The sequence below is a fragment of the Micromonospora sp. L5 genome (assembly GCF_000177655.2).
GTDB lineage: Bacteria > Actinomycetota > Actinomycetes > Mycobacteriales > Micromonosporaceae > Micromonospora > Micromonospora aurantiaca.
This window is the reverse complement of record NC_014815.1, coordinates 1,211,671-1,236,998: the sequence shown is the minus strand read 5'-3', so window position 1 is coordinate 1,236,998 and position 25,328 is coordinate 1,211,671. Positions and strand designations below refer to the sequence as shown.

The window sequence follows — 25,328 nt, the reverse complement described above, 5'->3', positions numbered from 1 at the left end:
GTACGGACGGGAGGGCCGGACCGTTCACCCGGATGCGTGGGCTACAGCGGACCGTAGCGGGTGTGTGGCGCTCCGGTCATCAGCGCCCAGTACCTGTCGCCGTACGACCAGTGCCACCACTCCGTGGGGTAGTTCACCAGCCCCGCGCCGCTCAGCGCCGCCACCAGCACGTTCCGGTTGCGCCACGCGCTGACCGGGATGTGCCGGGCCGCGGTGAAGCAGGCGTCGGCGCTCTCCTCCGGGGTGGCGTCGAGCGCTGTGCCCATGTCCAACTCCACCCCGCCGGCGTCACACAGCGTGAGGTCGACTGCTCCGCCGGTGCTGTGCGGGGCCACCTCGACCGGCGAGACGAACTTGGTGGTCTCCCGGTGCAACCGGTCCGCCGGCCAGTCCGGGTGGCGCCGCCGCAACTCGTCCCGGTAGCCGGTGAAGATGTCGAGCTGCGCCCGGTACGGCCGGTACCCCTCGACCACGAGCAGGCGCAGCCCGGCCGGCAGCGCGCGCTGCGCGGCCAGCAACCGGTCCGCGACCCCGAGCCGCACCCGGGCGTACGCCCCGGCGGGATCGGCGGCCCGCCCGTCCACCCGCAGCCCAGGCACCTCGCGCAGGTCCACCAGGGGTTCGCCGTCGTCCCGGCTGGACACCGCGGCGACCCGGGGGTCGGAGAGCAGGATCACGGCGTACCCCCGGGGTGTTCGCGCGACGGCCGGGCCGCGTGCCTGGTGAAGGCAAGCGCGACGAGCCGGTCCACCACATCGGGGTACGCGACGCCGGACTCGGCCCACACCTTCGGGTACATCGAGTGGGCGGTGAAGCCCGGCAGCGTGTTCAGCTCGTTGACGAACAGGTCGCTGGTGGTCTCGTCGTAGAGGAAGTCGACACGGGCCAGGCCCCAGCCGCCGATCGCGGTGAACGCCCGCACCGACAGCTCGCGGATCCGCTCGGTGACCTCGTCCGGCAGCGGCGCCGGGACGATCATCGGGTCGGCGTCGCCGAAGTACTTCTGCCGGTAGTCGAACCAGCCGCCCGCGACCCGGACCTCGCCGACCGCCGACGCCTCCGGCTGCCAGCCGCCGAGCACGCCGCACTCCAGTTCCCGGCCGGTCACGCCCTGCTCGACGAGCACCACGTGGTCGTGCCGGAACGCCTCCTCCACGGCGGCAATCAGGTTGTCGCCGTCGGCCACCCGGGAGATCCCGATCGAGGAGCCCATCCGGGCCGGCTTGACGAACAGCGGCCCGCGCAGCCCGACCACCAGCTTCTCCGGGTCGGACGCGGCCCGCCAGGTCGGTTCGTCGAACCAGACGTACGGCGTGGTCGGCACGTCCTCGGCCCGCAGCGCCCGCTTCATCGCCACCTTGTCCATGCCGACTGCGGAGGCGAGGATGCCGCACCCGACGTACGGCACGCCCAGTGACTCCAGCAGCCCCTGCACCACGCCGTCCTCGCCGTACGGGCCGTGCAGCACCGGGAACACCACGTCCAGTTCGGCGTGCACAGTCGCGGGGGCGTCGGCCGCGCCGACCGCGACGGTGCCGGTTGTCGTTCCGCGTCGCAGCTCGACCGCCGGACCGGTGACCGGCAGCCGGTCGTCGATCGCCCGCCCGGCCGTCACGGTGCCGAGGTGCTGCGCGAGCACCGGTTCGGGCAGCAGCCGGATCCCGCCGGTGCGGGTGATGCCGAGCGCCACCACCCGGTGCCCCTGCTCGGCCAGGGCCCGGGCCACGCCGAGCGCCGAGGCGCAGGAGACCTCGTGTTCCGCCGACGGGCCTCCGAACACGACACCGATCCGCACTGTCTCTCTCATGCCGCCGCTCCCACTGTCATCCGGTCGCCCGCCAGCCGGGCCACCAGGTCCGCTTCCACGTTTCCGCCGGTCAGCACCACGCCGACAGTCATCTGCCGCCTGCCCTCGGGTGGCCACGGCGCCCCGCCCCCGGGGCGGGCGACGCCGCCCGCGCCGGACGGCTCGCCGAGGCGCAAGGCGCCGGCCAGCGCGGCCGCGCCGGACGGCTCGACGAGTACCTTCAGGTCCAGCAGGAGCAGCCGGAACGCCTCGGCGATCGCGTCGTCGTCGACACGGACCACCCCGCGGACGCGGTTGCGGGCCACCGCGAACGGCAGGTCGCCGACGCAGCCGGGGCGGAGTCCGTCGGCCAGGCTCGGCGCCGGGGCGACAGGTGTGGGCCGTCCGGCGGCCAGGCTGCGCGCCAGCGAGTCGCAGCCGAGCGGCTCCACGCCGTACACCTCGATCGGGGTTCCGGCCGCCGCCAGGCAGGCACCGGCGATGCCGCCGCCCCCGCCCACCGGCACCACGAGCGCGTCCAGCGGTGTGCCGCGTCGCGCCGCCTCCTCGATCAGTTCCAGGCTCGCGCTGCCCTGACCGGCCACCACGTCCGGGTGGTCGTACGCGTCGACCAGCGGGTGGCCCTCCACCTCGGCGATCCGCCGGGCGACTGCGAGGCGCTCCTCGACTGTGGTGCCGGCCCGGACCACCCGGGCCCCGGCGGCCCGCGCCCGGTCCACCTTGACCGGCGCGGCGTCCTCCGGCAGCACGACGGTCGCGGCCAGCCCGTGCCGGCGCGCGGCGAGCGCCACCGCGACGGCGTGGTTGCCGGTGCTCTGCGCGACCACGCCGGTGTGCCCGGCGGCGGCGAGCCGGCCGACCGCCAGCATCGCGCCGCGCATCTTGTACGAGCCGCCGTCCTGGAGGTTCTCCGCCTTGAGCAGGATCCGGGCGCCGGCCAGGCGGTCGATCGCCGGGCTGTGCAGCACCGGGGTACGCACCACCCGACCGGACAGCACGCGGGCGGCCTCCTCGACATGTGTTCGGTCCGGCAGTACCGGCGCGTCGATTCGGGGCATGGTCTCTCCTTCGGGATTCGAGTGGGCGCGGCGGCGCGGCAGGTCGAACAGCCAGTGCGCGCCGAGCGCGGTGAGGCAGCGGTGCGCGGCGAGGCTCAGGGCCAGCACGAGCGCGGTGAGCAGGACCGGGTAGACGGTCACCAGCAGCGCCCGGGCCGGCCCGGGCAGGCCGGCCACCGGTGCGGCGAGGAGCCGGTCCAGCAGCGCCAGCACCGGCATGTGGATCACGTAGACACCAAGCGTGCGGCGGCCGAGCCGGGCCAGCGCCGGACCGGCCAGGCGGTGCCGGGCCAGCCGGGCGGCGGCGGTCAGCCCGAACGCCACAGCGATCACGGAGACGAGCAGGTACACGCCGGGCCGGCTCTGCGCGCCGGCCAGCGCCATGGCGGACAGCCCGATCGCGTACGCAAAGCCGGTGCCCACGAGCCGGCGGGTGTTCGCGCCGTCCGCCCACCGGGTGAGGTACGGCCGCAGGTGCACGCCGGCCAGGAAGAACACCAGGTTCTGGTAGACCTGCCCCCGGTTCCCGGGACTGTCCAGCAGCCCGGTGGCGGCCACCGCGGACAGCGCGCCCGCAGCGGTCAGCAGCACCGCCGGATGGATCCGGCGCAGCGCCTTCGCGATCGCGAAGTAGAGCGCCAGCGCGTACAGGTACCACAGATTCGAGGGCGTCACGGTGAGCTGGGCCAGCAGCTCACCACTGTCGGTGGCCCGGTCGGTCGGGAAGTCCGGTGCCGACGCCAGCAGCGCGGTGTGGATGAGCAGCCAGATCGCGTAGAGGTAGAGGTTCCGCGCGATCCGGGGCCGCCCGGCCACCCGCCACGGTCGGGCCACCGCGTTCGCCGCGAAGATGCCGGAGAGCGCGAAGAACAACGGCATCCGCAGCGGCAGCAACTGCTCGCCGAGCAGCCCCCACGCACCCGGCACCGGCAGGCCGACCCGCCAGTCGACGCGCAGGTAGTCCTTGACGACGACGTGCCACAGCACCACGAGCACGATGCAGGCGCCCTTCGCCACGTCGGCCCAGAGCACCCGGCCGTCGGGCGGCACGTTCCCCTCGGCACGGGTCGGCACTGCGGTCTCCTCTCCGGCCGTCTGCGGGTGGAAGGCGGCTCCGCCGGTCCCGTCCTCGGGCAGGTGTCATCGCGGGACGCCGCGACGGCGGCTCCCGGAGTCGTGTGTGAGGTGGTCAGCCCACGGGGGGCAGGTGGACGTCGACCCGCAGGCCGCCGTCCGGCCCCGGACGCGCGGCGATGATGCCGCCGTGCGCCTGGGTGATGGAGCGGGCGATGGCCAGGCCGAGCCCGGCGCCGCCGCCCTGGTTGGTCCGGTCCCGGGCGAGACGCCGGAACGGTTCGAACAGCCCGTCGACCGCCTCGGCGGGGACGCTCTGCCCGCTGTTCATGACGGTCAGCGCGGGGTCGCCGCCGACCGTGACGACGAGCCGGCCGCCCTCGCGGTTGTACTTGATGCCGTTCTCCACCAGGTTCGTAACCAGGCGTTCCAACAGTACCCGCTCGCCGGTCACGATCCGGGGCGACAGCTGGGCCTCCACCGTCACGCCGGCCTCGGCGGCCCGGTCGGCGTACGCGGCCAGTACTCCGCTGACGATCTGTTCGAGGCGTTGCGGGGTGGAGGACCGCAGGCCCTGGTCGCTCTCGCTGAGCGCGAGCAGCCCTTCGATCAGCCGCTCGTTGCGTTCGTTCGTGGCGAGCAGTTGGGCGGTCAGCAGTTCCAGTTGCTCGCCGGTGAGCGACTGGGCCATGCCGACCTCGATCAGGGTGCGTTGCACCGCGAGCGGCGTACGCAGTTCGTGCGAGGCGTTCGCGGCGAACCGCCGCTGTCCCTCGTATCCGGCGGTGACCCGGTCCAGCATGTCGTCGATCGCGCGGCCGAGCCCGGCCAGCTCGTCCCGGCCGCCGCGCCGGATCCGGTAGCCGAGGTTCTGCGGCCCCAGGTTCGCGATCGGGGCGGCCAGGTCGTGCACCGGGCGCAGGCACCAGCGAGCAGCGCCCCACACCGCGAACCCGATGGCCACCAGCACCAGCAGTTCGATGAGCATGGGCAGCAGCGGGACGAACGGGCGGCCCGGCTCGCACACCGCGCCGATCGTGGCCAGGCCGCAGAACCGCTCGGCCTGCCCCCACACCATTTCGAGCAGCGACTTGACCAGGTTGGGCAGCATGAACCCGGCGAGCAGGGCGAGCACCCCGACCAGCAGGATGCGGCGGCGGGGGCTCACTCCGGCTTGCCGATCCGGTAGCCGGCCTTCGGCACCGTGTGGATGACGGACGGCTGGCCGAGCTTCTTGCGCAGGGTCATCACCGTCACCCGGACCGCGTTGGTGAACGGGTCGGCGAACTCGTCCCACGCCTGTTCCAGCAGCTCCTCGGCGCTCACCACCCGGCCACCGGCCCGCATCAGCACGTGCAGGACGGCGAACTCCTTCGGGCTCAGCCCGAGCGGGCTGCCGTCCCGGGTCGCGGAGTGCCGGGCCACGTCGAGCACCACACCGTGCTGCTCCAGCACCGGCGGGAGGGCCGGGGTGGATCGGCGGCCCAGCGCCTGCACCCGCGCCACCAGCTCGGCGAACGCGAACGGCTTGGTCAGGTAGTCGTCGGCGCCGAGCCCGAGGCCCGCGACCCGGTCCCGGATGCCGGCGGCGGCGGTGAGCAGCAGCACGCGGGTGCCGGCGTCCGACCCGGCCAGGCTCCGGCACACGTCGTCGCCGGTGGCGCCGGGCATGTCCCGGTCCAGCACCGCCACGTCGTACCGGTTGACCCCGATCCGTTCCAGCGCGCCGTCCCCGTCGTAGCAGACGTCGACAGCCATGGAGAACCGTCGCAACCCCTCGGCGACCGTGTCCGCCAAGAGCCGCTCGTCGTCCGCCACCAGCACCCGCACCGTTGCGCTCCCCCGTGTCTTCGCTCGTCGTCCGGCACACCATCGCAGGCCGGAGTTAAGGGTTCCGTAAGCGTCCGCAGCAGCCATCCTCCACGCGGGCCACGCTGCGACAACCGGCGTGGGGCCGTCTGGGCCGTTCGTCCGGTACGCCTGCGGCGCGAGCACCGCTCAAGTGACCCGGATCACGCATTGGCGCTCGGGGGTGAGGTGGGTCACGATGGGTGGAAGGAGGCGCTGGTGGCTGACCCGTGGCTCGCCCTGGAGTTCGGCGCGGATCCGGCGGAGCGGATCGCGCAGATCGGTGCCGCCCACGAGGCGTTCCTCGCCGCCGGCACCACCTCCGGCCGGGTCCGGGAGGTGGTGGCCCGATCCTGGGAGCGGTCCGCGCTGCTCGACCCGGAGACCACCGCGCCGGTCGACCTCGCCGACGACGCGCTGGAGACGTACCGCGCCGTGCACCCGCTGGCCCGGGTGATGCCGCTGTTCCGCGACCTGCTCGGCGGCATCGCGCAGGACGGCGCGCACCTGATGGCGGTCTGCGACGCCGCCGGCCGGCTGCTCTGGGTGGAGGGCCATCCCGGGGTGCTGCGGCACGCCGAGCGGATGAACTTCGTACCGGGAGCCCGCTGGGACGAGGCCCACGCCGGCACGAACGCCCCCGGCACCGCCCTCGCCGTCGACCACGGCGTGCAGATCTTCGCCACCGAGCACTTCGTCCGGCCCGTGCAGCGCTGGACCTGCGCCGCCGCGCCGATCCACGACCCGGCCAGCGGCGCGCTGCTCGGCGCCGTCGACATCACCGGCGGGGACCACCTGGCCAACCCGCAGAGCCTCGCCCTGGTCCGGGCCACCGCCCGGGCCGCCGAGGCGTTCCTGGCCGGTGCCGCGCCCGCCGCGCCGGACGTGGCGTACGTGTCGGCGCTCGGACGTGACGAGGCGGAGTTGCGCGTCGGCGGCCGGCGCATCCGGCTCGGCCGGCGGCACAGCGAACTGCTGGTGCTGCTGGTCGACCATCCCGAGGGGCGCACCGGGGAACAGCTCGGCCTCGACCTGTACGGCGACGACAGGCGGCACCCGGTCACGCTGCGCGCCGAGCTGTCCCGGCTGCGCCGCGTGCTCGGCGAGGAACTGCTCGACTCCCGCCCGTACCGGCTGCGGCCGGCCGTGCGCGCCGACTTCCGTACCGTCACCGAACTGCTGGAACGTGGCGATCCGGCGGCGGCGCTGCGCGCGTACCCCGGGCCCCTGCTGCCCCTGTCGGACGCGCCGGGAGTCGCGCGACTGCGCCGCCTGGTCGACGGCCAGTTGCGCGCCGCCGTGCTGGCCGGCGCCGACCCGGGGCTGCTCGCGGCCTGGACCGCGACGGCGGCCGGGTCCGACGACCTGGCCGCCTGGCAGGCCCTGGCCCGGGCGTTGCCGCCGGGCGCGCCCCGCCGGCCGCTCGCCGTCGCGCGGGCCCGCCAGCTCGCCGAGGAGTACGCGCTGCCGCGCGCAACGTTCCTGCAACGTCCCGGAAACTAGCCTGCCCGCCATCCACCCCAGACGGACGGCGGAGGTACCCATGACGCGCTACGACGCCCCCACCCACTGGCAGTCCCGCTACGACCACTACATCGGCGGCGAGTACGTGAAGCCGCACGGTGGGAAGTACTTCGAGAACCCGACCCCGGTGACCGGGCAGACCTTCTGCGAGGTGGCCCGGGGCACCGCCGAGGACGTGGAGAAGGCGCTCGACGCGGCGCACGGCGCGGCCGACGCGTGGGGCCGCACGTCGGTCGCCGAACGCTCGCTGATCCTCAACCGGATCGCCGACCGCATGCAGGACAACCTGGAGTCCCTCGCGATCGCCGAGACGTGGGAGAACGGCAAGCCCGTACGCGAGACGCTCGCCGCCGACCTCCCGCTCGCGATCGACCACTTCCGCTACTTCGCCGGCGCGATCCGGGCGCAGGAGGGCTCGCTCGGCGAACTCGACGACGACACAGTCGCCTACCACTTCCACGAGCCGCTCGGCGTGGTCGGGCAGATCATCCCGTGGAACTTCCCGATCCTCATGGCGGTGTGGAAGCTCGCCCCGGCGCTGGCCGCCGGCAACGCGGTGGTGCTCAAGCCGGCCGAGCAGACACCCGCCTCGATCCACTACCTGCTCTCGCTGATCGGCGACCTGCTGCCGCCGGGCGTGGTGAACGTGGTGAACGGCTTCGGCGTCGAGGCGGGCAAGCCGCTGGCGTCCTCGCCGCGGGTGGCGAAGGTGGCGTTCACCGGCGAGACCACCACCGGGCGGCTGATCATGCAGTACGCCAGCGAGAACATCAGGCCGGTCACGCTGGAGCTGGGCGGCAAGAGCCCGAACATCTTCTTCGACGACGTCAGCGCCGCCTCCGACGACTTCCTGGACAAGGCCCTGGAAGGCTTCACCATGTTCGCCCTGAACCAGGGCGAGGTGTGCACCTGCCCGTCGCGGGCGCTCATCCAGCAGGGCCACTATGCCGACTTCCTGGCCGCCGCCGTGGACCGGACCCGGCAGATCACGCAGGGGCACCCGCTGGACACCGACACGATGGTCGGCGCGCAGGCGTCCAACGACCAGCTGGAGAAGATCCTGTCCTACCTGGACATCGGGCGGCAGGAGGGCGCTCGCGTCCTCACCGGCGGTGAGCGGGCGGACCTCGGCGGCGAGTTGTCCGGCGGCTACTACGTCCAGCCGACCATTTTCGAGGGCGACAACTCGATGCGGATCTTCCAGGAGGAGATCTTCGGCCCGGTGGTGTCGGTGACCTCCTTCGCCGACCTGGACGACGCCGTGAAGATCGCCAACGACACGCTGTACGGGCTCGGCGCGGGCGTGTGGACCCGGGACCTGAACACCGCGTACCGGGCCGGACGGGCGATCCAGGCCGGCCGGGTGTGGACGAACTGCTACCACGCGTACCCGGCGCACGCGGCGTTCGGCGGCTACAAGCAGTCCGGCATCGGCCGGGAGAACCACAAGATGATGCTGGAGCACTACCAGCAGACCAAGAACCTGCTGGTCAGCTACTCGCCGAAGAAGCTGGGCTTCTTCTGATGGGTGACACCGTGACCCTGACCCCCGCGGCGGCCGACCTGATCCGGTCGCTGCGGGGGCAGCACGGCCCGCTGATGTTCCACCAGTCCGGCGGCTGCTGCGACGGCAGCGCCCCGATGTGCTACCCGGCCGGTGAGTTCCGCACCGGCGGCTCGGACGTGCTGCTCGCCTCGCTGGCTGTCGACGGGGTGCCCGAGCCGGTGGAGTTCTGGATGTCGAAGGCCCAGTGGGAGCTGTGGCAGCACACCCGGCTCACCGTCGACGTGGTGCCCGGCCGGGGCAGCGGCTTCTCCCTGGAGGCGCCGGAGGGCGTCCGCTTCCTCATCCGGTCCCACCTGAACCGCTGATCTGTCCGAGATCTTGCAGCTCGCGGGCATCGCGGCGGTGGGATGCTGACGCCGTCCACTTCGGAGTACGCGTCCCACCACCGCCCGACAGGAGACCGCGCATGAACCCGGTCCGACAGCCAGTGCTCGCCGCCGGCCTCACCGCCCTGGCCACCGCCGCCACGCTCGGGCTCGCGCCGGGCGCCGCCGTCGCCGCCCCGGCCGCCTCCCCCAGCATCTCCGTCAACTGGTTCGGCGCCGCCGACGTGCGGGCGCACACCGCCACCGTCGGCGGCCGGTTCGACTGCGGGGCCGAGCGCGGCCTCGCGTACATCGAGGTGCACCTCGACCAGCGGGTACGGCGCGGGTCGGTCACCGGCTTCGGATTCGGCGTGATCGGCGCGTGCACCGACGAGCGCACCGCCGGCACCTGGACCGCCACGATCCCCGCCGACCAGGGCAGATTCCGCCCCGGCCCCGCCACCACCATCGCCCGCCTGGTGATCGAGCCCAACTCCCTCACCGAAACCACCGAACGCGTACGCCTGCGCCCCCACTGCGCCCGCCCCTGACCGCATCGGCGGCCTCCGGTCAGGCGATCTGCCGGAGGTCGTCGCCGTAGTCGAAGATGATCCGCAGCCGGGCGCCGAGGGCATTGGCGTACCGGCTCAGCGTGGCCACCTCGTTGACGTCGAGGTCGCCGTTCTCGATCTGGCTGACCCGGCCCGGCGTGACCCCCATGATCTCGGCGACCTGCCGCTGGGTGAGCCCCAGCCGCTTGCGCTCCTCGGCCAGGTGGAACGCGCTCACCCACGCGTCGGTCCGGGCGCGCTCCGCCTCGTACGCCTCGTCGTCACCGCCGAGTTCGGCGCGGACCTCGTCCCAGTGATAGAACTCCGTCACCTGCTCGACTATAGCCCGAGCTAAACTCGGAGGGCTACGCTCAGCGGTTGTCCAGGAGCGGCTGGGTGGGGTTCCACGGGGGTCCGCCGGCGGCGTCGTGGCGGCGGCGGGCTATCGCGGACAGCGCCTCCAGCACCACCCGGTTGCCCAGGTACGCGGTGATGTCGGCGTGGTCGTACGGCGGGGCGACCTCGACCACGTCCAGCCCGACCACCGGCAGCTCGTAACAGACCCGGCGCACCGCGTCGAGCAGTTGCCGGGAGGTGAACCCGCCCGGCTCGGGCGTGCCGGTGCCCGGCACCATGCCCGGGTCGACCACGTCCACGTCGACGGAGAGGAACACGCCCTCACACTCGTCGGTCGCGATGCCGAACGCCTCGGTGAGGCACGTGTCCAGGCCGCGCGCCACGATCTCGGTCATCTCGTACGAGCGCATCCGCTGTTCCGCCATCCACGCCAGCGTGTCCGGGCCGGGCCAGTAGCCGCGCAGCCCGATCTGGAGGAAACGGTCACCGCGTACCGCGCCGGACTCGATGAGCCGGCGCATCGGCTGGCCGTGGCCGTGCAGCGAGCCGAACTCGACGTCGCCGGTGTCGGCGTGCGCGTCGAAGTGCACGAGCGACACCCGGCCGAGCCCGTGGTGCCGGGCCACGCCTGTGGCGTCGGGCAGCGCGATGGAGTGGTCGCCGCCGAGCACCACAGGGATCGCCCCGGCGGCGGCGACCGCGTGCACGGCGGTCTCCAGCGCGGCCAGCGAGCGCTCGATGTCGCCGCTGAACATCTCCACGTCGCCGGCGTCGTAGACGCACAGGTCCTTCAGCCCGTCGACGCGCAGCGCCAGCGACGGGCGGGAGCCGTCGTGCGGCAGGTAGCAGGCCTGCCGGATGGCGGACGGCCCGAACCGGGTGCCCGGCCGGTGCGAGGTGCCGCCGTCGAACGGCGCCCCGATGATCACCACGTCCGCGTCGGCGTACGTGACCGGTTCCTCGACTGTGCACGGTGGCACGCCGAGGAACGTGATGTCGGGACCGTACATCGGGCCGTACCGGGTCATCGTTCCTCCATCCCCCACGGCGAACCGTAGCCGGTGAGCAGGTTTAGGAAGGGGATCGGCGGGAACGCCTCCGGGCCGAGCACGCCCGTGCCGGACCAGGCGCCGGTGGCGAGCAGTTCCAGCGCGACGACCGGGTTGACGGCGGTCTGCCAGACCACCGCCTGGTGGCCGTACTCGGCCATCGACCACTCGTTGTCGACCACGTGGTAGAGGTAGACGCGGCGGGGCCGCCCGTCCGGCCCGGTGCCGGTGACGTACGTGCCGGCGCAGGTCTTGCCGCTCATCCGGTCGCCGAGCGTGGCCGGGTCGGGCAGCGCGGCGGCCACCAGGTCGCGCGGCGACACGTCGACCCCGCGTACGCGCACCGGCTGGGTGGAGTCCAGCCCGAGCTTGTGCAGCGTGCGCAGCACCTCGATGAACTCGGCGCCGAGGCCGTACTTGAAGGTGACCCGCTTCGCCGGCACCCAGCGCGGGATGAGCAGCACCTCCTCGTGCTCGACGTTGACGCACTCGACCGGGCCGATCCCGGCCGGGAAGTCGAACACCTCCGGCTCGCTGAACGGTTCGGTGGTGAACCAGCCGCGCCCGGCCTCCCAGATCACCGGCGGGTTGAGGCACTCCTCGATGGTGGTCCAGATGGAGAACGAGGGCGCGAACTCGTACCCGGCGACTGTGAGGTTCGCGCCGTCGCGTACCCCGATCTCGTCGATCTCGGCGAAGAGTTCGTCGGCGGCGTAGCGGGCGAAGACGTCGGACAGGCCCGGTTCGACGCCGATGCCGCAGAGCGCGAGCCGTCCGGCGGCGGCCCACTGCTCCGCGACGGCGAACTGCTCGTCGCCGAGCTTGACCCCGGTCTCGGCGTAGGGGTGCTCGGGGTGCGGCCGGGACAGCGACATCGCCATGTCCAGGTAGTCGGCCCCGGCGGCGAACGCGCCGTCGAAGATCGGCATGACGAAGCGCGGGTCCACCGCGTTGAGCACGTGCGTGATCCGGTGTTCCCGGCACAGCGCGGCCACCGCGTCGGCGGAGGCGGCGTCCACTGTGGCGGCGACGAACCGGTCGCCGTGCCCGGCGACGGCCCGCGCGGCCCGCGCCGGGTCGTGGTCGGCGACCACCATGATCTCGAAGAAGGTACGGCGGGCGGCGATGGATACGGCGGCGGAGCCGACGCCACCGGCGCCGACGAGGAGGATACGCATCAGGAGTCGAACCCCAGTCCAAGACGGTCGAGAGTACGGAGCCAGAGGTTGCGCCGTCCGTCCCGCGCATCGGCGCGGGCGAGCGACCATCGGGTGAGGTTGATGCCCACGGACCGGGCCGGTTCCGGCGGGAACGGCAGCGGCTTGCGGCGCACCAGGTCGAGCCGGGTCAGCGGGGTGTCAGTGCCGGAGAGCAGGTCGAGCGTCACGCGGGCCCCGAACCGGGTCGCGCCGACGCCGAGCCCGGTGAATCCGGCGGCGTACGCCAGGCGTCCGGAGTACGCGGTGCCGAAGAACGCGCAGAACCGGGTGCAGGTGTCGATGACGCCACCCCAGCGGTGGCTGAACCGCAGGCCATCGAGTTGCGGGAAGGTCGCGAAGAAGTGCGACGCCAGCGTGGTGAAGGTGGCCTCGCGCTGCTCCAGCGCGGGCGCCACCCGGTTGCCGTAGTGGTAGACGGCGTCGTAGCCGCCGAACAGGATCCGGTTGTCGGCGGTGAGCCGGTAGTAGTGGAACTGGTTGCCGGTGTCGGCGAGCCCCTGCCGGTGCCGCCAGCCGATCGCGTCGCGCTGCGCCCCGGTCAGCGGCTCGGTCATCAGCGCGTAGTCGTAGACCGGCACGATCCAGGAGCGCAGCCGGCGCAGCAGTGGCGGGAACGCGTTCGTGGCCAGCACGACCTGCCGCGCCCGTACCGCGCCGGGCGCCGCGTCCGCGCCGCCCGCCGTGGTGGCGAGCAGCCCGGCGCCGTCGCCGGTCAGGCCGGTGACGCGGGTGTGCTCGTGCACGCGTACGCCCAGGTCGAGCGCAGCCCGGCGCAGTCCCCAGGCGAGCTTCGCCGGGTCGAGCAGGGCCACCCGGTCGCGGTCCCACATCCCGCCCAGGTACGTCGGCGACGCCACCTCGGCGCGTACCTCGTCTCGGTCGAGCAGCCGCACGTCGTGGCCGTACCGGCGGGCCAGGTCGGCGTCGGCGGCGAGCCCGTCGAGCTGGTACGGCTCGACGGCAACCGCCAGCTCGCCGGTGCGTTCGAAGTCGCAGTCGATGTCGTACTTCGCCACGGTGGCGGCGATGGCGTCGAGATTCTCCCGGCCCAGCCGTTCCAGCTCACCGATCTCGCCGGGGAACCGCTCGACGCCGTTGGCGAGCCCGTGGGTCAGCGACGCGGCGCAGAACCCGCCGTTGCGCCCGGACGCCGCCCAGCCGCACGTGCCCGCGTCGACGAGCAGGACGTCGCGGTCCCGGTCGGCCTCCTTCGCGAGCAGCGCGGTCCACAGCCCGGCGTACCCGCCGCCGACCACGAGCAGGTCGGCGGTGTGCGTCCCGGTCAGCGGCGGCAGCGGGTCGGGGCGAGCCGGGCGGTCCAGCCAGTACGACACGGGCGCGGCGTCGGCCAGCGCCCGGCCGGTATGCGGGAGTGTCATGGCTTGCCCGCCGGTGTGGCGACCATCGCGAGGGCGGCCCGGCGTGCCCGCCGCCCGCGCAGCGAGGTGGCCCCGACCAGCAGCAACGCGATCACGAACATGGCCGTGCCGATCACGTTCACCTGCGGCGGGATGCCCCGCTGGGAGGCGCCCCAGACGTACATGGGGAACGTGACAGTGGTGCCGGCGTTGAAGTTCGTGATGATGAAGTCGTCGAAGCTGAGCGAGAATGCCAGCAGCGCGGCGGCCACGATGCCGGGCAGCACGAGCGGCAGCGTGATCCGGCGGAACGTCTGCCACTCGCTGGCGTACAGGTCCATCGCGGCCTCCTCCAGCCGCCGGTCCATGCCGGAGAGCCGGGCCTTCACGGTGACCACGACGAACGACACGCAGAACATGACGTGCGCGATGACGATGGTCCAGAAGCCCTGCGGCACCCCGGCGGCGACGAAGAGGGCGAGCAGCGAGGTGCCCATCACGAGTTCCGGGGTGGCCATCGGCAGGAAGATCAGCCCGTTGAGCCCGGAGCGGCCGCGGAAGCTGTGCCGGACCAGCGCGAACGCCATCAGCGTGCCGAGGAGCGTGGAGACGACCGTGGCGATGAGGCCGATCTGCATGCTGCGCACCACGGCGTCGCACATGTCCGAGGTGGCGCAGGGCTGCTTCCAGTTGTCGAGCGTGAACTCGTTGAAGTCGTAGGAGAGCCGGCTGGAGGGCCGGTTGAAGGAGAGCCCGGCGACCACCATGATCGGCAGCGTCAGGTAGCCGAGGACGAGCAGTGCCACGCCCATCACCCACCGGTCGGCGAGCCAGCGCCTGAGTCCGTTCACAGCGCCCGCCTTTCGTTCGCGACTGCGGGGCTCCGCTTCGCTGCGCTCCTCGCGCTCACAGCGCCCGCCTTTCGTTCGCGACTGCGGGGCTCCGCTTCGCTGCGCTCCTCGCGCTCACGGAACCTCCTCCGTGCCGGCCTTCCGCAGGTAGACGAAGACGATCGCCAGGATCGCGGCCATCAGCAGGAACGACAGCGCCGCGCCCTGCGGATAGTCCAGCCGGACCAGGAACGCCGAGTCGATGACGTTGCCGATCATGTACTCGTTCGGCGTACCGAGCAGCTCGGCGTTGATGTAGTCACCGGTGGCCGGGATGAAGAACAGCAGCGTGCCGGCGATCAGACCGGGCATCGACAGCGGCAGCGTGACCTTGGCGAACGCGCGCAGCGGGCTCGCGTACAGGTCGCTCGCCGCCTCCAGCAGCCGGGAATCGAGCCGCTCCAGGCTCGCGTACAGCGGCAGCACCAGGAACGGCAGGAAGTTGTACGTCAGGCCGAGCACAACGGCGATCGGGGTGGCCAGCAGCCGGCCGTCCGGGCCGAGCAGGTGCACGTCGCGCAGCAGCCCGACCAGCGCGCCGTTGTCCGACAGGATGGTCTTCCAGGCCAGCGTGCGCACCAGGAAGCTGGTGAACATCGGCGCGACCACCGCGACCAGCAGCAGGTTCTTCCACCGGCCGGCCTTCTGCGCGATCGCGTACGCCAGCGGGTAGCCCATCAGCAGCGCGAGCACCAGCGCGATGGCCGAGTAGAGGAACGACCGGGAGAACTGCGGCCAGTACGCCTGCAACGCGTCCGGGTAGTTGCTGAACGCCCAGGTCATGGCGTACCCGGTGGAGAGCGAGCCGGCCGGGTCGTAGAGGCTGGCCGAGGCGAGTTGCACCAGCGGGAGCGCGAAGAAGACGAGCAGCCAGACCGCGCCGGGCAGCAGCAACAGGTACGGCAGGAGGCGGCTGCGCCCGCGCCGCACCGGCGGCGGCACCGGTTTCCCGGCGGAGGTCGGTACGTGGGCCAGCGCGCTCATGACGCCACTCCGCTTCGCTCCGTGCCGCCATGAGGCACCTTCGCGCTGAGCCGGCCGATTCGCTCGCTGCGCTCGCTCATGGCAGCGCACCCACCGGCGGCTCGTCGAGCAGCGGCGCGGTCTGGTCGTCCTCACCGGCGGCCCGGGGCAGCAGGAACGCGTGCCGCGGATCCCAGTGCGCGGTCACCGCCGTACCGACGGCGAGGCGGCCGCCCAGCCCGCTGTTCGCGGCGAACGCGGACAGCTCGCTGCCCCACGCGGTGCGCACCAGGTACTGGGTGCTCACCCCGACGTAGGAGGTGTCGGTAACGATGCCGCCGACGTGCTGGTGCCCGGCCGGCACCCCGTCCGGGCCGTCGGCCAGGTGCAGCTTCTCCGGACGTACGCCGAGGAAGGCCGGCCCGTCGGTGAGCCGGGCCCGGCCGGCGGGCACCGAGAAGCGCGAGCCGTGCGCCGTGACCAGCACGTCGTCGGCGGCGCGACCGCCGGCTTCGGCGGCGAGCAGGTTGGACTGGCCGAGGAAGTTCGCCACGAACGCGGTGGCCGGGTACTCGTAGATGTCGGCGGGCGCACCGAGTTGCTCGATCCGGCCGGCGTTCATCACCGCGACCGTGTCGGCCATCGTCATGGCCTCCTCCTGGTCGTGGGTGACGTGCACGAACGTGATGCCGACCTCGGTCTGGATCCGCTTCAGCTCGATCTGCATCTGCCGGCGCAGCTTGAGGTCGAGCGCGCCGAGCGGCTCGTCGAGCAACAGCACCTGCGGGTGGTTGATGAGCGCCCGGGCCAGCGCGACGCGCTGCTGCTGGCCGCCGGAGAGCTGGGCCGGGCGGCGCCGCCCGTACCCTTCGAGCTGCACCAGGGCGAGCATCCGCTCCACCTGGTCGCTCACCTTGCGGATGCCGCGGCGGCGCAGCCCGAACGCCACGTTCTCGTGGATGTCCAGGTGCGGGAAGAGGGCGTAGCTCTGGAAGACGGTGTTCACCGGCCGCTTGTACGGCCGCAGCCCGGCGATGTCCTGCTCGCCGAGCAGCACCTGCCCGCTCGTGGGCTGCTCCAGCCCGGCGATCATCCGCAGTGTGGTGGTCTTGCCGCAGCCGGACGCGCCGAGCAGGGCGAAGAACGAGCCCTGCGGGATCGTGAGGGTGAGGTCGTCGACGGCGGTGAAGACGCCGAACCGCTTGGTCAGGTCGACCAGTCGCAGGTCACCGGCCGGGGTCTGCTGCCCCTTCACGCGCCGATCACCTGCTGGAACTTGGTCTCGTACTCCTTCTCCTGCGCTTCGTCGAGCGCCATGAAGACCTTGGCCTTGGACAGCATCGTGTCGTCCGGGAAGATCAGCGGATTGGTCGCCAGATCCGGGTCGATCTTCTCCATCTCGGCCTGCGCGCCCTGCACGGGGCAGATGTAGTTGACGTACGCGGCCAGCTTCGCCGCCACCGCCGGGTCGTAGTAGTGGTTCATCAACGCCTCGGCGTTGGCCTTGTGGGTGGCCTTGTTCGGCACCAGCATGTTGTCCGACCAGAGCATCACGCCGGACTCGGGCACCACGAACTTGATCTTGTCGTCCTCGAAGCCGAGCTGCACGACGTCGCCGGACCAGCCGATGCACGCGGCGATGTCGCCCTTGGCCAGGTCGGGCGCGTAGTCGTTGCCGGTGAACCGCCGGATCTGCTTGCTGTCCACCGCCTTCTTCAGCTTGTTCAGCGCGTCGTCGAACTGGGCCGGGGTGAACTTGGCCGGGTCGTGGCCGAGCGACTGGAGCAGCAGGCCGATGGTGTCGCGCATCTCCGACAGCACTGTCACCTTGCCCTTGAGATCGGGGCGGGTGAGCAGCTCGTCGACGGTGCGGATCTCCTTGGTGACCTTGGCGTTGTACGCGAGCCCGGCCAGCCCGGACTGCCACGGGACCGCGAGCTGGGTCTCGGCGTCGAAGGAGCGCCCGCGCAGCGACGACAGCAGGTTCGCCTCGACGTTGGGCATCTTCGACTTGTCGAGCTTCTGCACCCAGCCGAGGCGGATCATCCGGGCGGCCATCCAGTCGGTGAGCACCATGATGTCCCGGCCGGTGCTCTGACACCCGGCGAGCTGGTTGCGCACCTTGCCGAAGAACTCGTTGTTGTCGTTGACGTCCTCGGTGTACGTCACCTGGATGCCCGACGCGGCGACGAACGCGTCGAGCGTGGGGCGCTTGGACTCGTCCTTCTCGTCGGTGTCCATGTACTGCGGCCAGTTCGAGAAGGCGACCTTCTTCTCGGTGGCGGACAGATCCTCGCTCTTGCAGCCGGCTTCGGTCTGCTGGGCGCCCTTGGTCCCGCAGCCGGCCAGGGTGCCCGCGGTGGCGAGCAGCGCGGCCGAGCCGACGGTCCCGGTGAGCAGACCACGCCGGGTGAGGGTCCGGAGGGGACTACGCATGTGACGACTCCTTGGGGGGCATCGTCGGCGGCGGGACGGGGGCGGCGCGCCGGCGGGAGGGTCAGTGGCGATGGACGACTGATCCTGACATGAGAAAACCTCTCTCACAAGGGATTCCGTTGCCGGAATAGCCAGTCGCCACGAAATACGCCAGACTGCGCGGGGCACTACGCTCAACACGGAGAATCGGACACGAGGAGCGTCGATGGTCAACCGGCACCAGGAGAACTCCAACGGCGCCCGCCGGGTCACGGTGCGTGAAGGAGCCAATCACGCTCTGCTCGACGACGTGGCCAAGCAGATCATCGAGCAGCTCCAGGAGGACGGGCGCCGTCCGTACGCGAGCATCGGCAAGGCGGTCGGCCTCTCCGAGGCGGCGGTACGCCAGCGGGTGCAACGGCTGCTCGACGCGGGCGTCATGCAGATCGTCGCGGTCACCGATCCGCTCCAGCTCGGCTTCCCCCGTCAGGCCATGATCGGGCTGCGCACCGACGGCGACCTGGAACCCGTAGCCGACCGGCTGGCCGAGTTCGAGGAGATCGACTACGTGGTGATCACCGCCGGCTCGTTCGACCTGCTGGCCGAGGTGGTCTGCCGCAACGACGCACACCTGCTGGAGATCCTCCAGAAGCTGCGCGGCGTGCCCGGGGTGCTCTCCACCGAGGCGTTCGTCTACCTGAAGCTGCGCAAGCAGACCTACAGCTGGGGCACCGCCTGATGCGGATTCCGTCGACAGGGAAGTGATATGGCGCTGAATCCGTCGCGCTGAAGCTTGTTCGCTTGCCTTATCGGCATCGCCTGTGGGATAACCGTGGGCAGAGCGGCCGGTGTCACCCCTGACCGGCCCGAGACCCGATGGGGCTGACATGGCCAACGCCACCGACCATCTATGGATGCACTTCACCCGCATGGCGAGCTACCCGGCCGGCGAGGTTCCGACAATCGTCCGGGGCGAGGGCGCGTACGTCTGGGACGCGCAGGGCCGCCGCTACCTGGACGGGCTGGCCGGGCTGTTCGTGGTGAACGCCGGTCACGGCCGCGCCGAGCTGGCCGAGGCCGCCGCCAAGCAGGCCGGCGAGCTGGCCTACTTCCCGCTCTGGTCGTACGCCCACCCGAAGGCCGTCGAGCTGGCCGAGAAGATCGCCACGCTCACCCCCGGCGACCTGAACCGGGTCTTCTTCACCACCGGCGGCTCCGAGGCCGTCGAGGCGGCGTGGAAGCTGGCCCGGGCCTACTTCAAGCGCACCGGCAAGCCCACCAAGCACAAGGTGGTCAGCCGCTACATCGCCTACCACGGCACCTCGATGGGCGCGCTGTCGATCACCGGCCTGCCCGGCATCAAGACCGACTTCGAACCGCTGGTGCCCGGTGGCATCAAGGTGCCGAACACCAACTTCTACCGGGCCCCCGAGCACGGCGACGACGCCGAGGCGTTCGGCCGCTGGGCCGCCGACGAGATCGGCCGGGCGATCGAGCGGGAGGGGCCGGAGACGGTCGCCGCCGTCTTCCTGGAGCCGGTGCAGAACTCCGGCGGCTGCTTCCCGCCGCCGCCCGGCTACTTCGAGCGGGTACGCGAGATCTGCGACGCGTACGACGTGCTGCTCGTCAGCGACGAGGTGATCTGCTCCTGGGGCCGGCTCGGCGAGTACTTCGGCGCCGTCCGCTACGGCTACCAGCCGGACATCATCACCACCGCCAAGGGCATCACCTCCGGCTACGCCCCGCTCGGCGCGATGATCGCCGGCGAGCGGCTGATGGAGCCGTTCCTCACCGAGACCGGCATGTTCGCGCACGGGGTGACGTTCGGCGGCCACCCGGTCTCCTGCGCCGTCGCGCTGGCCAACCTGGAGGTGTTCGCCCGGGAGGACCTGATCGGGCACGTCCGCGCGAACGAGGGCGCGTTCCGGTCCACCCTGGAGAAGCTGCACGACCTGCCGATCGTCGGCGACGTCCGGGGCGACGGCTACTTCTACGGCATCGAGCTGGTCAAGGACAAGACGACCCGGGAGACGTTCGACGAGGCCGAGTCCGAGCGGCTGCTGCGCGGCTTCCTGTCCACAGCGCTGTTCGACGCCGGGCTCTACTGCCGGGCCGACGACCGGGGCGACCCGGTGGTGCAGCTCGCCCCGCCGCTGATCGCCGACCAGCAGCACTTCGACGAGATCGAGCAGATCCTGCGCGCGGTGCTGACCGAGGCGTGGTCGCGGCTCTGACGCCGATGACCGACTACCGGCATCTGTCGTACTGGCTGTCCGGCCTGGACGAACCGCTGACACCGCGACCCGGGTTGCCCGGCGACACGGACGCCGACGTGGCGATCGTGGGCGCCGGGTACACCGGGCTGTGGACGGCCTGGTACCTGGCCGAGGCCGCCCCCACGTTGCGCGTCGTCGTGCTGGAGCGGGAGATCGCCGGGTACGGCGCGTCGGGGCGCAACGGCGGCTGGTGCTCGGCGCTGTTCCCCACGTCGCTGCCGGCGCTGGCCCGGCGGCACGGCCGGGACCGGGCGCTGGCCATGCAGCGGGCCATGCACGACACGGTCGCCGAGGTGGGGCGGGTCGCCGCCGCCGAGGGCATCGACTGCGACTGGCGGGCCGGCGGCACGGTGATGCTCGCGCGTGGCGAGGCCCAGCTCCAGCGGGCCCGCGCCGAGGTCGCCCAGGCCCACGCGCACGGGCTCACCGACGACGACCTACGGCTGCTCGACGCCGCCGAGGCCGCCGCGCGCTGCGCCGCCGAGGGGGTACGCGGCGGCACGTACACCCCGCACTGCGCGGCCGTACACCCGGCGAAGCTGGTCCGGGGTCTGGCCCGGGCGGTGGAGCGCCGGGGCGTACGCATCCACGAGCGCACCCCGGTGACCGCGCTGCGGCCGGGCGCGGCGGTGACCCCGGCGGGCGTGGTCCGGGCGCCCGTGGTGGTGCGTGCGACGGAGGGCTACACGCCGGGGCTGCCCGGCCAGCGGCGGACCGTGGCGCCCGTCTACTCGCTGATGGTGGCCACCCCGCCGCTGCCCGAGGAGACGTGGGCGCGGATCGGGCTGGCGGAACGGGAGACGTTCTCCGACTACCGGCACGTCATCGTGTACGGCCAGCGCACCGCCGACGGCCGGCTCGCGTTCGGCGGGCGGGGCGCGCCCTACCACTACGCCTCCCGGGTCCGGCAGGGCTTCGACCGGGAGCCGCGGGTGTTCGCGGCGCTGCGCCGGGCGCTCGGGGAGCTGTTCCCGGTGCTCGGGCCGGACGTGCCGGTGACGCACGCCTGGGGCGGGCCGCTCGGCGTGGCCCGGGACTGGGCCGCGTCGGTGGGGCTGGACCGGCGTACCGGGCTGGCCTGGGCCGGCGGCTACGTCGGTGACGGCGTCGGCACCAGCAACCTCGCCGGGCGTACGCTCGCCGACCTGATCCGGGGCGTGGAGAGCGACCTCACGGCGCTGCCCTGGGTCGGGCACCGCTCCCCCCACTGGGAACCGGAGCCGCTGCGCTGGCTGGCCATGAACGCCGGCCTGCGGGTGATGTCCTCAGCCGACCAGAGCGAGCACCGCACCGCCCGCCCGTCCCGCCGAGCCGGTCTCTTCAACCGCTTCCTGGGCCACTGACCGCGCCACCCACCCCGGCGCCCACCCCGTTGATCATGAAGTTAGCGGCACTCAGGGAGATCGAAAACGCCGTCAACTTCATGATCGACCGGTGGAGGGCCGGGGCCCGCGGGCCTGAACGGCGGTGGGTCAGTGGTGGGGTGGGATGACCCGGAGGTGGCCCCGGCGGCCCTGCTGGGGGGTCTGGGGCTTGGCGGGCTCATCCTCCGGAGGACGGGGCGGGACGGGGCGTGCGGCCTCGCGTACCGCCTCGGCCAGCGCCACCAGGTCGTCGGTGGTGGGCGGCGGCGGCTCGAACTCGCCCTCGTGCCGCACCACGTCCCAGCCGCGCGGGGCGGTCAGGCTGCGGGCGTGCGGCTCACACAGGTCGTACGTGTGCGGTTCGGCGAATGCCGCGAGCGGGCCCACCACCGCCGTCGACTCGTTGTAGACATAGGTCAATGTGGCGACCGCTTGCCGGGGGCAGCCGTTACGGGAGCAGCGCCGTGGTGACCTCACGGCGGCAGGGTATCCCCATTACCGGGTCCGGCGCACCGCTTCGCGTTACGACACGCCCGTCATGGTGATCACAATTCCTCCGATCGGCGCAGCGGCACGCCGGACGGCCGCGCGACGGCGGGTGGACCGCCGATGCGGGCTACCCTGTGCGTCATGACGAGCCCCCAGAACCGCCGCCCCGGCTCCGGCCGGCGCACCCACCGTGACCGGCACGGTCGCGGGCTGCGCGGGCGGCTGGTGCCGGCCACGGTGCCGCTGGCGCGGACGAAGGCCGAGGTCTTCGACGATCTGGTGCTCGACACGGTGGAGACGCTCGAACGCCGGTTCGCCAAGGAGCTGGCCGGGGTGGAGTTCGCGGTCGAGGACGTCCCGCCGGATCTGAACGTCTACGACTCGGACGTGCTGGAGGACGGCGAGGTGCCGCTCGCCCGGCTGCTGCCCGGGCGGCCCGGCCGCCAGGAGGTGCCGCCGCGGATCGTGCTCTACCGGCGGCCGCTGGAGTTCCGCGCGATGGATCGCGAGGACCTCGCCGACCTGGTGCATGACGTGATCATCGAGCAGGTGGCGAATCTGCTCGGGGTCGACCCGGACGAGCTGGCCTGACCGGCTGACCGGACAGGCGCCGCCACCCGGCCGGACGCGCCGGCCGGACAGCGACCCGGGTCCGGGCGGCCCCCACCGCCCGTGGACCCGTACGTGGATCAGGCGGCGACCCGCCGCTTGAGCTTGCGCCGCTCCCGCTCGGAGAGGCCACCCCAGATCCCGAACCGCTCGTCGTGGCCGAGCGCGTACTCCAGGCATTCCGTCTTCACTTCGCACCGCGAGCAGATGCGCTTCGCCTCGCGGGTCGAGCCGCCCTTCTCGGGAAAGAACGCCTCCGGGTCGGTCTGCGAGCAGAGCGCTCGCTCCTGCCACTCCGGCGCGTTCCCGAGCAGGTCGGCCACCTCGAGCTGGCCGTCCATCGATTGCCTCCTTGTCGCGCACCGGCGTCATTCGCCGCTGCAACCCCCCACGCGAAAGGCGTGCCTGTCCGTACGGTCACCATTTGTTGCGTTCCGTGCGAACAACCCCATTCAAATTACACGCGTGTAATGCGTGCGCCGTCAAGCCAAACTTGATAATGGAGTCGCCCTCCCGACACGTCCGTGACGACCGCCGCGGTCGCCCGTAGCCTCGCAACCTGCCCTATCGATTCAGACCCCGGACGAGTAACGCCCTCCCCGGCGAGTTGCCGGAAGTTTTCTGCCGTGGCGCATCGCCGGCAGGCCGGCCGGACGCCCCCGCCGGCCGCTCGCACCAAGATCAGAATTGGTGGGGCAAAGGGTAACCCGCTTCCCGCTGTACCGCCCGTCGAGCCGTCCAACGCCGACCGCGCCCCGTCCATCATGTGGACGGGGCGCGGGTTCCGGCGCGACTGACGGATCAGTCCAAGCGGGCTGGTGAGCTGGTGGGCCAAACGAATTCGGCGATCGACCCACCGGTGACCGAGATCGCGCCGGCGGACGTACTCTCGTCCCACCAGACGGTATACACACCCGCCTCCAGATCCGGGTAGACGGCACTGTGGAACACCCCGTCCCGGACGTGCCGCTCGCGTACGGCGGAGTGGGTCCGCGGGCCGTCGAGGTCCACGCGGCTGATCTCGATCTCCCGGCCGTGCAGGTCCCGCCCGGTGTGGATGATCAGCGCGCCCCGGTCGCCACCCAGGTCGAGCACGACGCTGCCGACCTCCGACGGGCCGAGATCGTGATGGTGTGACATTCGCCGGCTCCCGTCAGGACTTCTTCGCCTGCGGGTTGCCGAACCCGTCGTACGGCGTGCCGAGGAACGGGAAGTCGGCCAGGAACGGCGCTGTCACGTCGGCCGCGCTCAGGCCCGGTGTCACCGCCGCGGCGGCGGCGTCCGGCCGGAACGTCTTGTCGACGAGCGGCACGGTCAGCCCGGCGATGGCGCGCAGCGCGATCGTCACCACGTCGTCGGCGGGACGGCGGCCGTTGGGGAAGCCGGCCAGGTCGCCGCCGAGCACACCGAACCGGTCCGGTTTGCGGCTGGGCCGGATCGCCGTGTTCAGCCGCAGCATGTCCGCCTGCACGTCACCGGTGGTGTTGGCGAAACCGTCGATCAGTCCGGCCGGGACGCCGGTGAGCAGGATCGCCACCAGGTCGGCACGCGGCTTCTTGGACTTGTTGAGCGCGTCCAGATTGGGGAACACACCCGGGTAGAGCGCCGGCAGCAGCCCGGCCAGCTCGGGCCGCTCCACGAACCCGGCGAACCGCTTGTCCTCCGACGGCGGCAGCGTGTTCCAGACGTCCTTCCTGGACATCGGCACGATGACCTCGTTGAACAACGGGTTACCGAGCCGCGACACCTGCGTGAAGGGTCCGGCGGCGGTGTCAGCGGCGACCCGGTCACCCAGCACCCGCACCTGCTGGCGGGACGCACTGGTCCAGACCCCGATGGTCGAGGCGCGGTCGGCGTAGCCGTAGCGGGCCGCCTTACGGCGTACCTGGTTGAGCGGCACCTGCACGGCGAGACTGTGCACGTTGAGCCGGTCCAGCGCGTTCACCGGCTCGCCCTCGTCCCGGAACAGCTTCTTGCCGGCGACGTGCAGCTGCTGGAACGGCCGCAGCGTACCCAGGTCGAACACCGCGCCCAGGTCGACGAAGAAGCCGTCGGCCCGCTGCCCGGCGAACACCTTCTCACCGGTGGACAGCTTGAACGTCGCCTGCCGGACCAGGTTCTGGTAGTTCGGCGTGGACAGCGGCCCGACGTTGCACGGCGGGCAGGGCAGTTTGTGCGCCAGCACGCGCGCGCGGCCGTCGGCGATCCGGGTCAGCCGGTAGAACTGCCGCCGGTTCCAGTTCTTGCTCTCCAGCGACTCGATCGGCCCGGTGTTGTAGAGAAAACTGTTCTGGTTCGTGATCTCGGTAGTGAATTCGAAACGATAGGTGACGTCCGGATAACCGTCGCCGTCGTTGTCGATGTGAATCTCGTACCGGACGTCGTCACCGAACTCGAAGAAGTTCGGGCCGCCGGACGGGAGCTGCACCGGCACGTAGTTGGCGATCAACGTGACCGTGTCCGGCTGGCTCGGCGTGACGAACGCGTACAGGTCGGAACTGTCGGCGACCGGATCCTTGGCGATCTCCGGGGCCTCGCGGTGAGAGGACATGGCGGACGCACCTTCGTCGGGGGAACGGAAGTCGGAACCGGCGCCGGGAGCCC

The 25,328-nt window shown here is 72.1% G+C and carries 25 protein-coding genes; 8 read left to right on the top strand and 17 right to left on the bottom strand.

The features are described from left to right. Window positions 1-41 precede the first annotated feature (41 nt). The 5 genes from ML5_RS06170 to ML5_RS06150 form a co-directional block, all read right to left on the bottom strand. Window positions 42-677 (bottom strand): M15 family metallopeptidase, encoded by a 636-nt coding sequence (locus tag ML5_RS06170; protein ID WP_013474098.1) that lies wholly within the window; start codon window positions 675-677, stop codon window positions 42-44. Next, entirely contained in the window at window positions 674-1,807 is a 1,134-nt protein-coding gene (locus ML5_RS06165) for a D-alanine--D-alanine ligase family protein (RefSeq protein ID WP_013474097.1), read from the bottom strand. The genes ML5_RS06170 and ML5_RS06165 overlap by 4 nt, the downstream gene beginning before the upstream one ends. Further along, window positions 1,804-3,939 (bottom strand): pyridoxal-phosphate dependent enzyme, encoded by a 2,136-nt coding sequence (locus ML5_RS06160; protein WP_013474096.1) that lies wholly within the window; start codon window positions 3,937-3,939, stop codon window positions 1,804-1,806. Before ML5_RS06160 ends, ML5_RS06165 begins: the two co-directional genes overlap by 4 nt. Window positions 3,940-4,054: 115 nt before the next feature. Continuing rightward, window positions 4,055-5,107 carry a HAMP domain-containing sensor histidine kinase gene (locus tag ML5_RS06155; protein ID WP_013474095.1) on the bottom strand — a complete coding sequence of 351 codons (1,053 nt, stop codon included), beginning with the start codon at window positions 5,105-5,107 and terminating at the stop codon, window positions 4,055-4,057. Beyond that, complete coding sequence (locus tag ML5_RS06150) at window positions 5,104-5,769, bottom strand: response regulator transcription factor (protein ID WP_013474094.1); 666 nt, start codon at window positions 5,767-5,769, stop codon at window positions 5,104-5,106. Before ML5_RS06150 ends, ML5_RS06155 begins: the two co-directional genes overlap by 4 nt. 237 nt (window positions 5,770-6,006) lie before the next feature. On the opposite strand from ML5_RS06150, the gene ML5_RS06145 reads away from it, so the two are divergent. The 4 genes from ML5_RS06145 to ML5_RS06130 all read left to right on the top strand — a co-directional run bounded on the left by ML5_RS06145 (window position 6,007) and on the right by ML5_RS06130 (window position 9,734). Further along, window positions 6,007-7,290 (top strand): hypothetical protein, encoded by a 1,284-nt coding sequence (locus ML5_RS06145; protein WP_013474093.1) that lies wholly within the window; start codon window positions 6,007-6,009, stop codon window positions 7,288-7,290. Between the two features lie 40 nt (window positions 7,291-7,330). Next, window positions 7,331-8,836 carry an aldehyde dehydrogenase gene (adh, locus tag ML5_RS06140; protein ID WP_013284178.1) on the top strand — a complete coding sequence of 502 codons (1,506 nt, stop codon included), beginning with the start codon at window positions 7,331-7,333 and terminating at the stop codon, window positions 8,834-8,836. After that, the gene (locus tag ML5_RS06135) at window positions 8,836-9,183 is read left to right on the top strand and encodes a DUF779 domain-containing protein (RefSeq protein WP_013474092.1); all 348 of its coding nucleotides are present in this window, start codon (window positions 8,836-8,838) and stop codon (window positions 9,181-9,183) included. The genes adh and ML5_RS06135 overlap by 1 nt, the downstream gene beginning before the upstream one ends. 101 nt (window positions 9,184-9,284) lie before the next feature. Further along, the gene (locus ML5_RS06130; protein ID WP_013474091.1) at window positions 9,285-9,734 is read left to right on the top strand and encodes a hypothetical protein; all 450 of its coding nucleotides are present in this window, start codon (window positions 9,285-9,287) and stop codon (window positions 9,732-9,734) included. Between the two features lie 19 nt (window positions 9,735-9,753). Here ML5_RS06130 and ML5_RS06125 read toward each other — a convergent pair whose 3' ends face one another. The 8 genes from ML5_RS06125 to ML5_RS06090 form a co-directional block, all read right to left on the bottom strand. Then, window positions 9,754-10,065, bottom strand: a complete 312-nt coding sequence (locus ML5_RS06125) for a helix-turn-helix domain-containing protein (protein WP_013284175.1) — start codon at window positions 10,063-10,065, stop codon at window positions 9,754-9,756. Between the two features lie 40 nt (window positions 10,066-10,105). After that, window positions 10,106-11,119, bottom strand: a complete 1,014-nt coding sequence (gene speB / locus ML5_RS06120) for an agmatinase (RefSeq protein ID WP_013474090.1) — start codon at window positions 11,117-11,119, stop codon at window positions 10,106-10,108. Further along, the gene (locus ML5_RS06115) at window positions 11,116-12,318 is read right to left on the bottom strand and encodes a saccharopine dehydrogenase family protein (RefSeq protein WP_013474089.1); all 1,203 of its coding nucleotides are present in this window, start codon (window positions 12,316-12,318) and stop codon (window positions 11,116-11,118) included. Before ML5_RS06115 ends, speB begins: the two co-directional genes overlap by 4 nt. Further along, complete coding sequence (locus tag ML5_RS06110; RefSeq protein ID WP_013474088.1) at window positions 12,318-13,739, bottom strand: FAD-binding oxidoreductase; 1,422 nt, start codon at window positions 13,737-13,739, stop codon at window positions 12,318-12,320. Before ML5_RS06110 ends, ML5_RS06115 begins: the two co-directional genes overlap by 1 nt. Continuing rightward, window positions 13,736-14,569 (bottom strand): ABC transporter permease, encoded by an 834-nt coding sequence (locus tag ML5_RS06105; RefSeq protein WP_013284170.1) that lies wholly within the window; start codon window positions 14,567-14,569, stop codon window positions 13,736-13,738. Before ML5_RS06105 ends, ML5_RS06110 begins: the two co-directional genes overlap by 4 nt. A gap of 114 nt (window positions 14,570-14,683) precedes the next feature. Then, complete coding sequence (locus tag ML5_RS06100) at window positions 14,684-15,592, bottom strand: ABC transporter permease (RefSeq protein WP_013474087.1); 909 nt, start codon at window positions 15,590-15,592, stop codon at window positions 14,684-14,686. Between the two features lie 76 nt (window positions 15,593-15,668). After that, window positions 15,669-16,826, bottom strand: a complete 1,158-nt coding sequence (locus ML5_RS06095) for an ABC transporter ATP-binding protein (RefSeq protein ID WP_013474086.1) — start codon at window positions 16,824-16,826, stop codon at window positions 15,669-15,671. After that, the gene (locus ML5_RS06090; RefSeq protein ID WP_013474085.1) at window positions 16,823-18,007 is read right to left on the bottom strand and encodes a spermidine/putrescine ABC transporter substrate-binding protein; all 1,185 of its coding nucleotides are present in this window, start codon (window positions 18,005-18,007) and stop codon (window positions 16,823-16,825) included. The genes ML5_RS06095 and ML5_RS06090 overlap by 4 nt, the downstream gene beginning before the upstream one ends. Before the next feature lie 205 nt (window positions 18,008-18,212). Between ML5_RS06090 and ML5_RS06085 the strand changes: the two genes are divergently transcribed. From ML5_RS06085 to ML5_RS06075, 3 genes are all read left to right on the top strand, one after another. Continuing rightward, window positions 18,213-18,725, top strand: a complete 513-nt coding sequence (locus ML5_RS06085) for an Lrp/AsnC family transcriptional regulator (protein ID WP_013284166.1) — start codon at window positions 18,213-18,215, stop codon at window positions 18,723-18,725. Between the two features lie 148 nt (window positions 18,726-18,873). Further along, window positions 18,874-20,220 (top strand): aspartate aminotransferase family protein, encoded by a 1,347-nt coding sequence (locus ML5_RS06080; RefSeq protein WP_013284165.1) that lies wholly within the window; start codon window positions 18,874-18,876, stop codon window positions 20,218-20,220. A gap of 5 nt (window positions 20,221-20,225) precedes the next feature. After that, the gene (locus ML5_RS06075; protein ID WP_013474084.1) at window positions 20,226-21,605 is read left to right on the top strand and encodes an FAD-binding oxidoreductase; all 1,380 of its coding nucleotides are present in this window, start codon (window positions 20,226-20,228) and stop codon (window positions 21,603-21,605) included. A gap of 129 nt (window positions 21,606-21,734) precedes the next feature. Here the strand turns inward: ML5_RS06075 and ML5_RS06070 are convergent, their stop codons facing one another. After that, window positions 21,735-22,103 carry a DUF3499 domain-containing protein gene (locus ML5_RS06070; RefSeq protein ID WP_013474083.1) on the bottom strand — a complete coding sequence of 123 codons (369 nt, stop codon included), beginning with the start codon at window positions 22,101-22,103 and terminating at the stop codon, window positions 21,735-21,737. A gap of 153 nt (window positions 22,104-22,256) precedes the next feature. Between ML5_RS06070 and ML5_RS06065 the strand changes: the two genes are divergently transcribed. Beyond that, window positions 22,257-22,706 (top strand): metallopeptidase family protein, encoded by a 450-nt coding sequence (locus ML5_RS06065; RefSeq protein WP_018787548.1) that lies wholly within the window; start codon window positions 22,257-22,259, stop codon window positions 22,704-22,706. Window positions 22,707-22,804: 98 nt separating this feature from the next. On the opposite strand, the gene ML5_RS06060 is transcribed toward ML5_RS06065, so the two are convergent. The 3 genes from ML5_RS06060 to ML5_RS06050 form a co-directional block, all read right to left on the bottom strand. Continuing rightward, window positions 22,805-23,065 (bottom strand): WhiB family transcriptional regulator, encoded by a 261-nt coding sequence (locus tag ML5_RS06060; RefSeq protein ID WP_013284161.1) that lies wholly within the window; start codon window positions 23,063-23,065, stop codon window positions 22,805-22,807. Between the two features lie 460 nt (window positions 23,066-23,525). Then, entirely contained in the window at window positions 23,526-23,864 is a 339-nt protein-coding gene (locus tag ML5_RS06055; RefSeq protein ID WP_013284160.1) for a hypothetical protein, read from the bottom strand. 13 nt (window positions 23,865-23,877) lie between these two features. Beyond that, window positions 23,878-25,275 carry a DUF4331 domain-containing protein gene (locus tag ML5_RS06050; RefSeq protein WP_013284159.1) on the bottom strand — a complete coding sequence of 466 codons (1,398 nt, stop codon included), beginning with the start codon at window positions 25,273-25,275 and terminating at the stop codon, window positions 23,878-23,880. Between the last annotated feature and the right edge of the window lie 53 nt (window positions 25,276-25,328).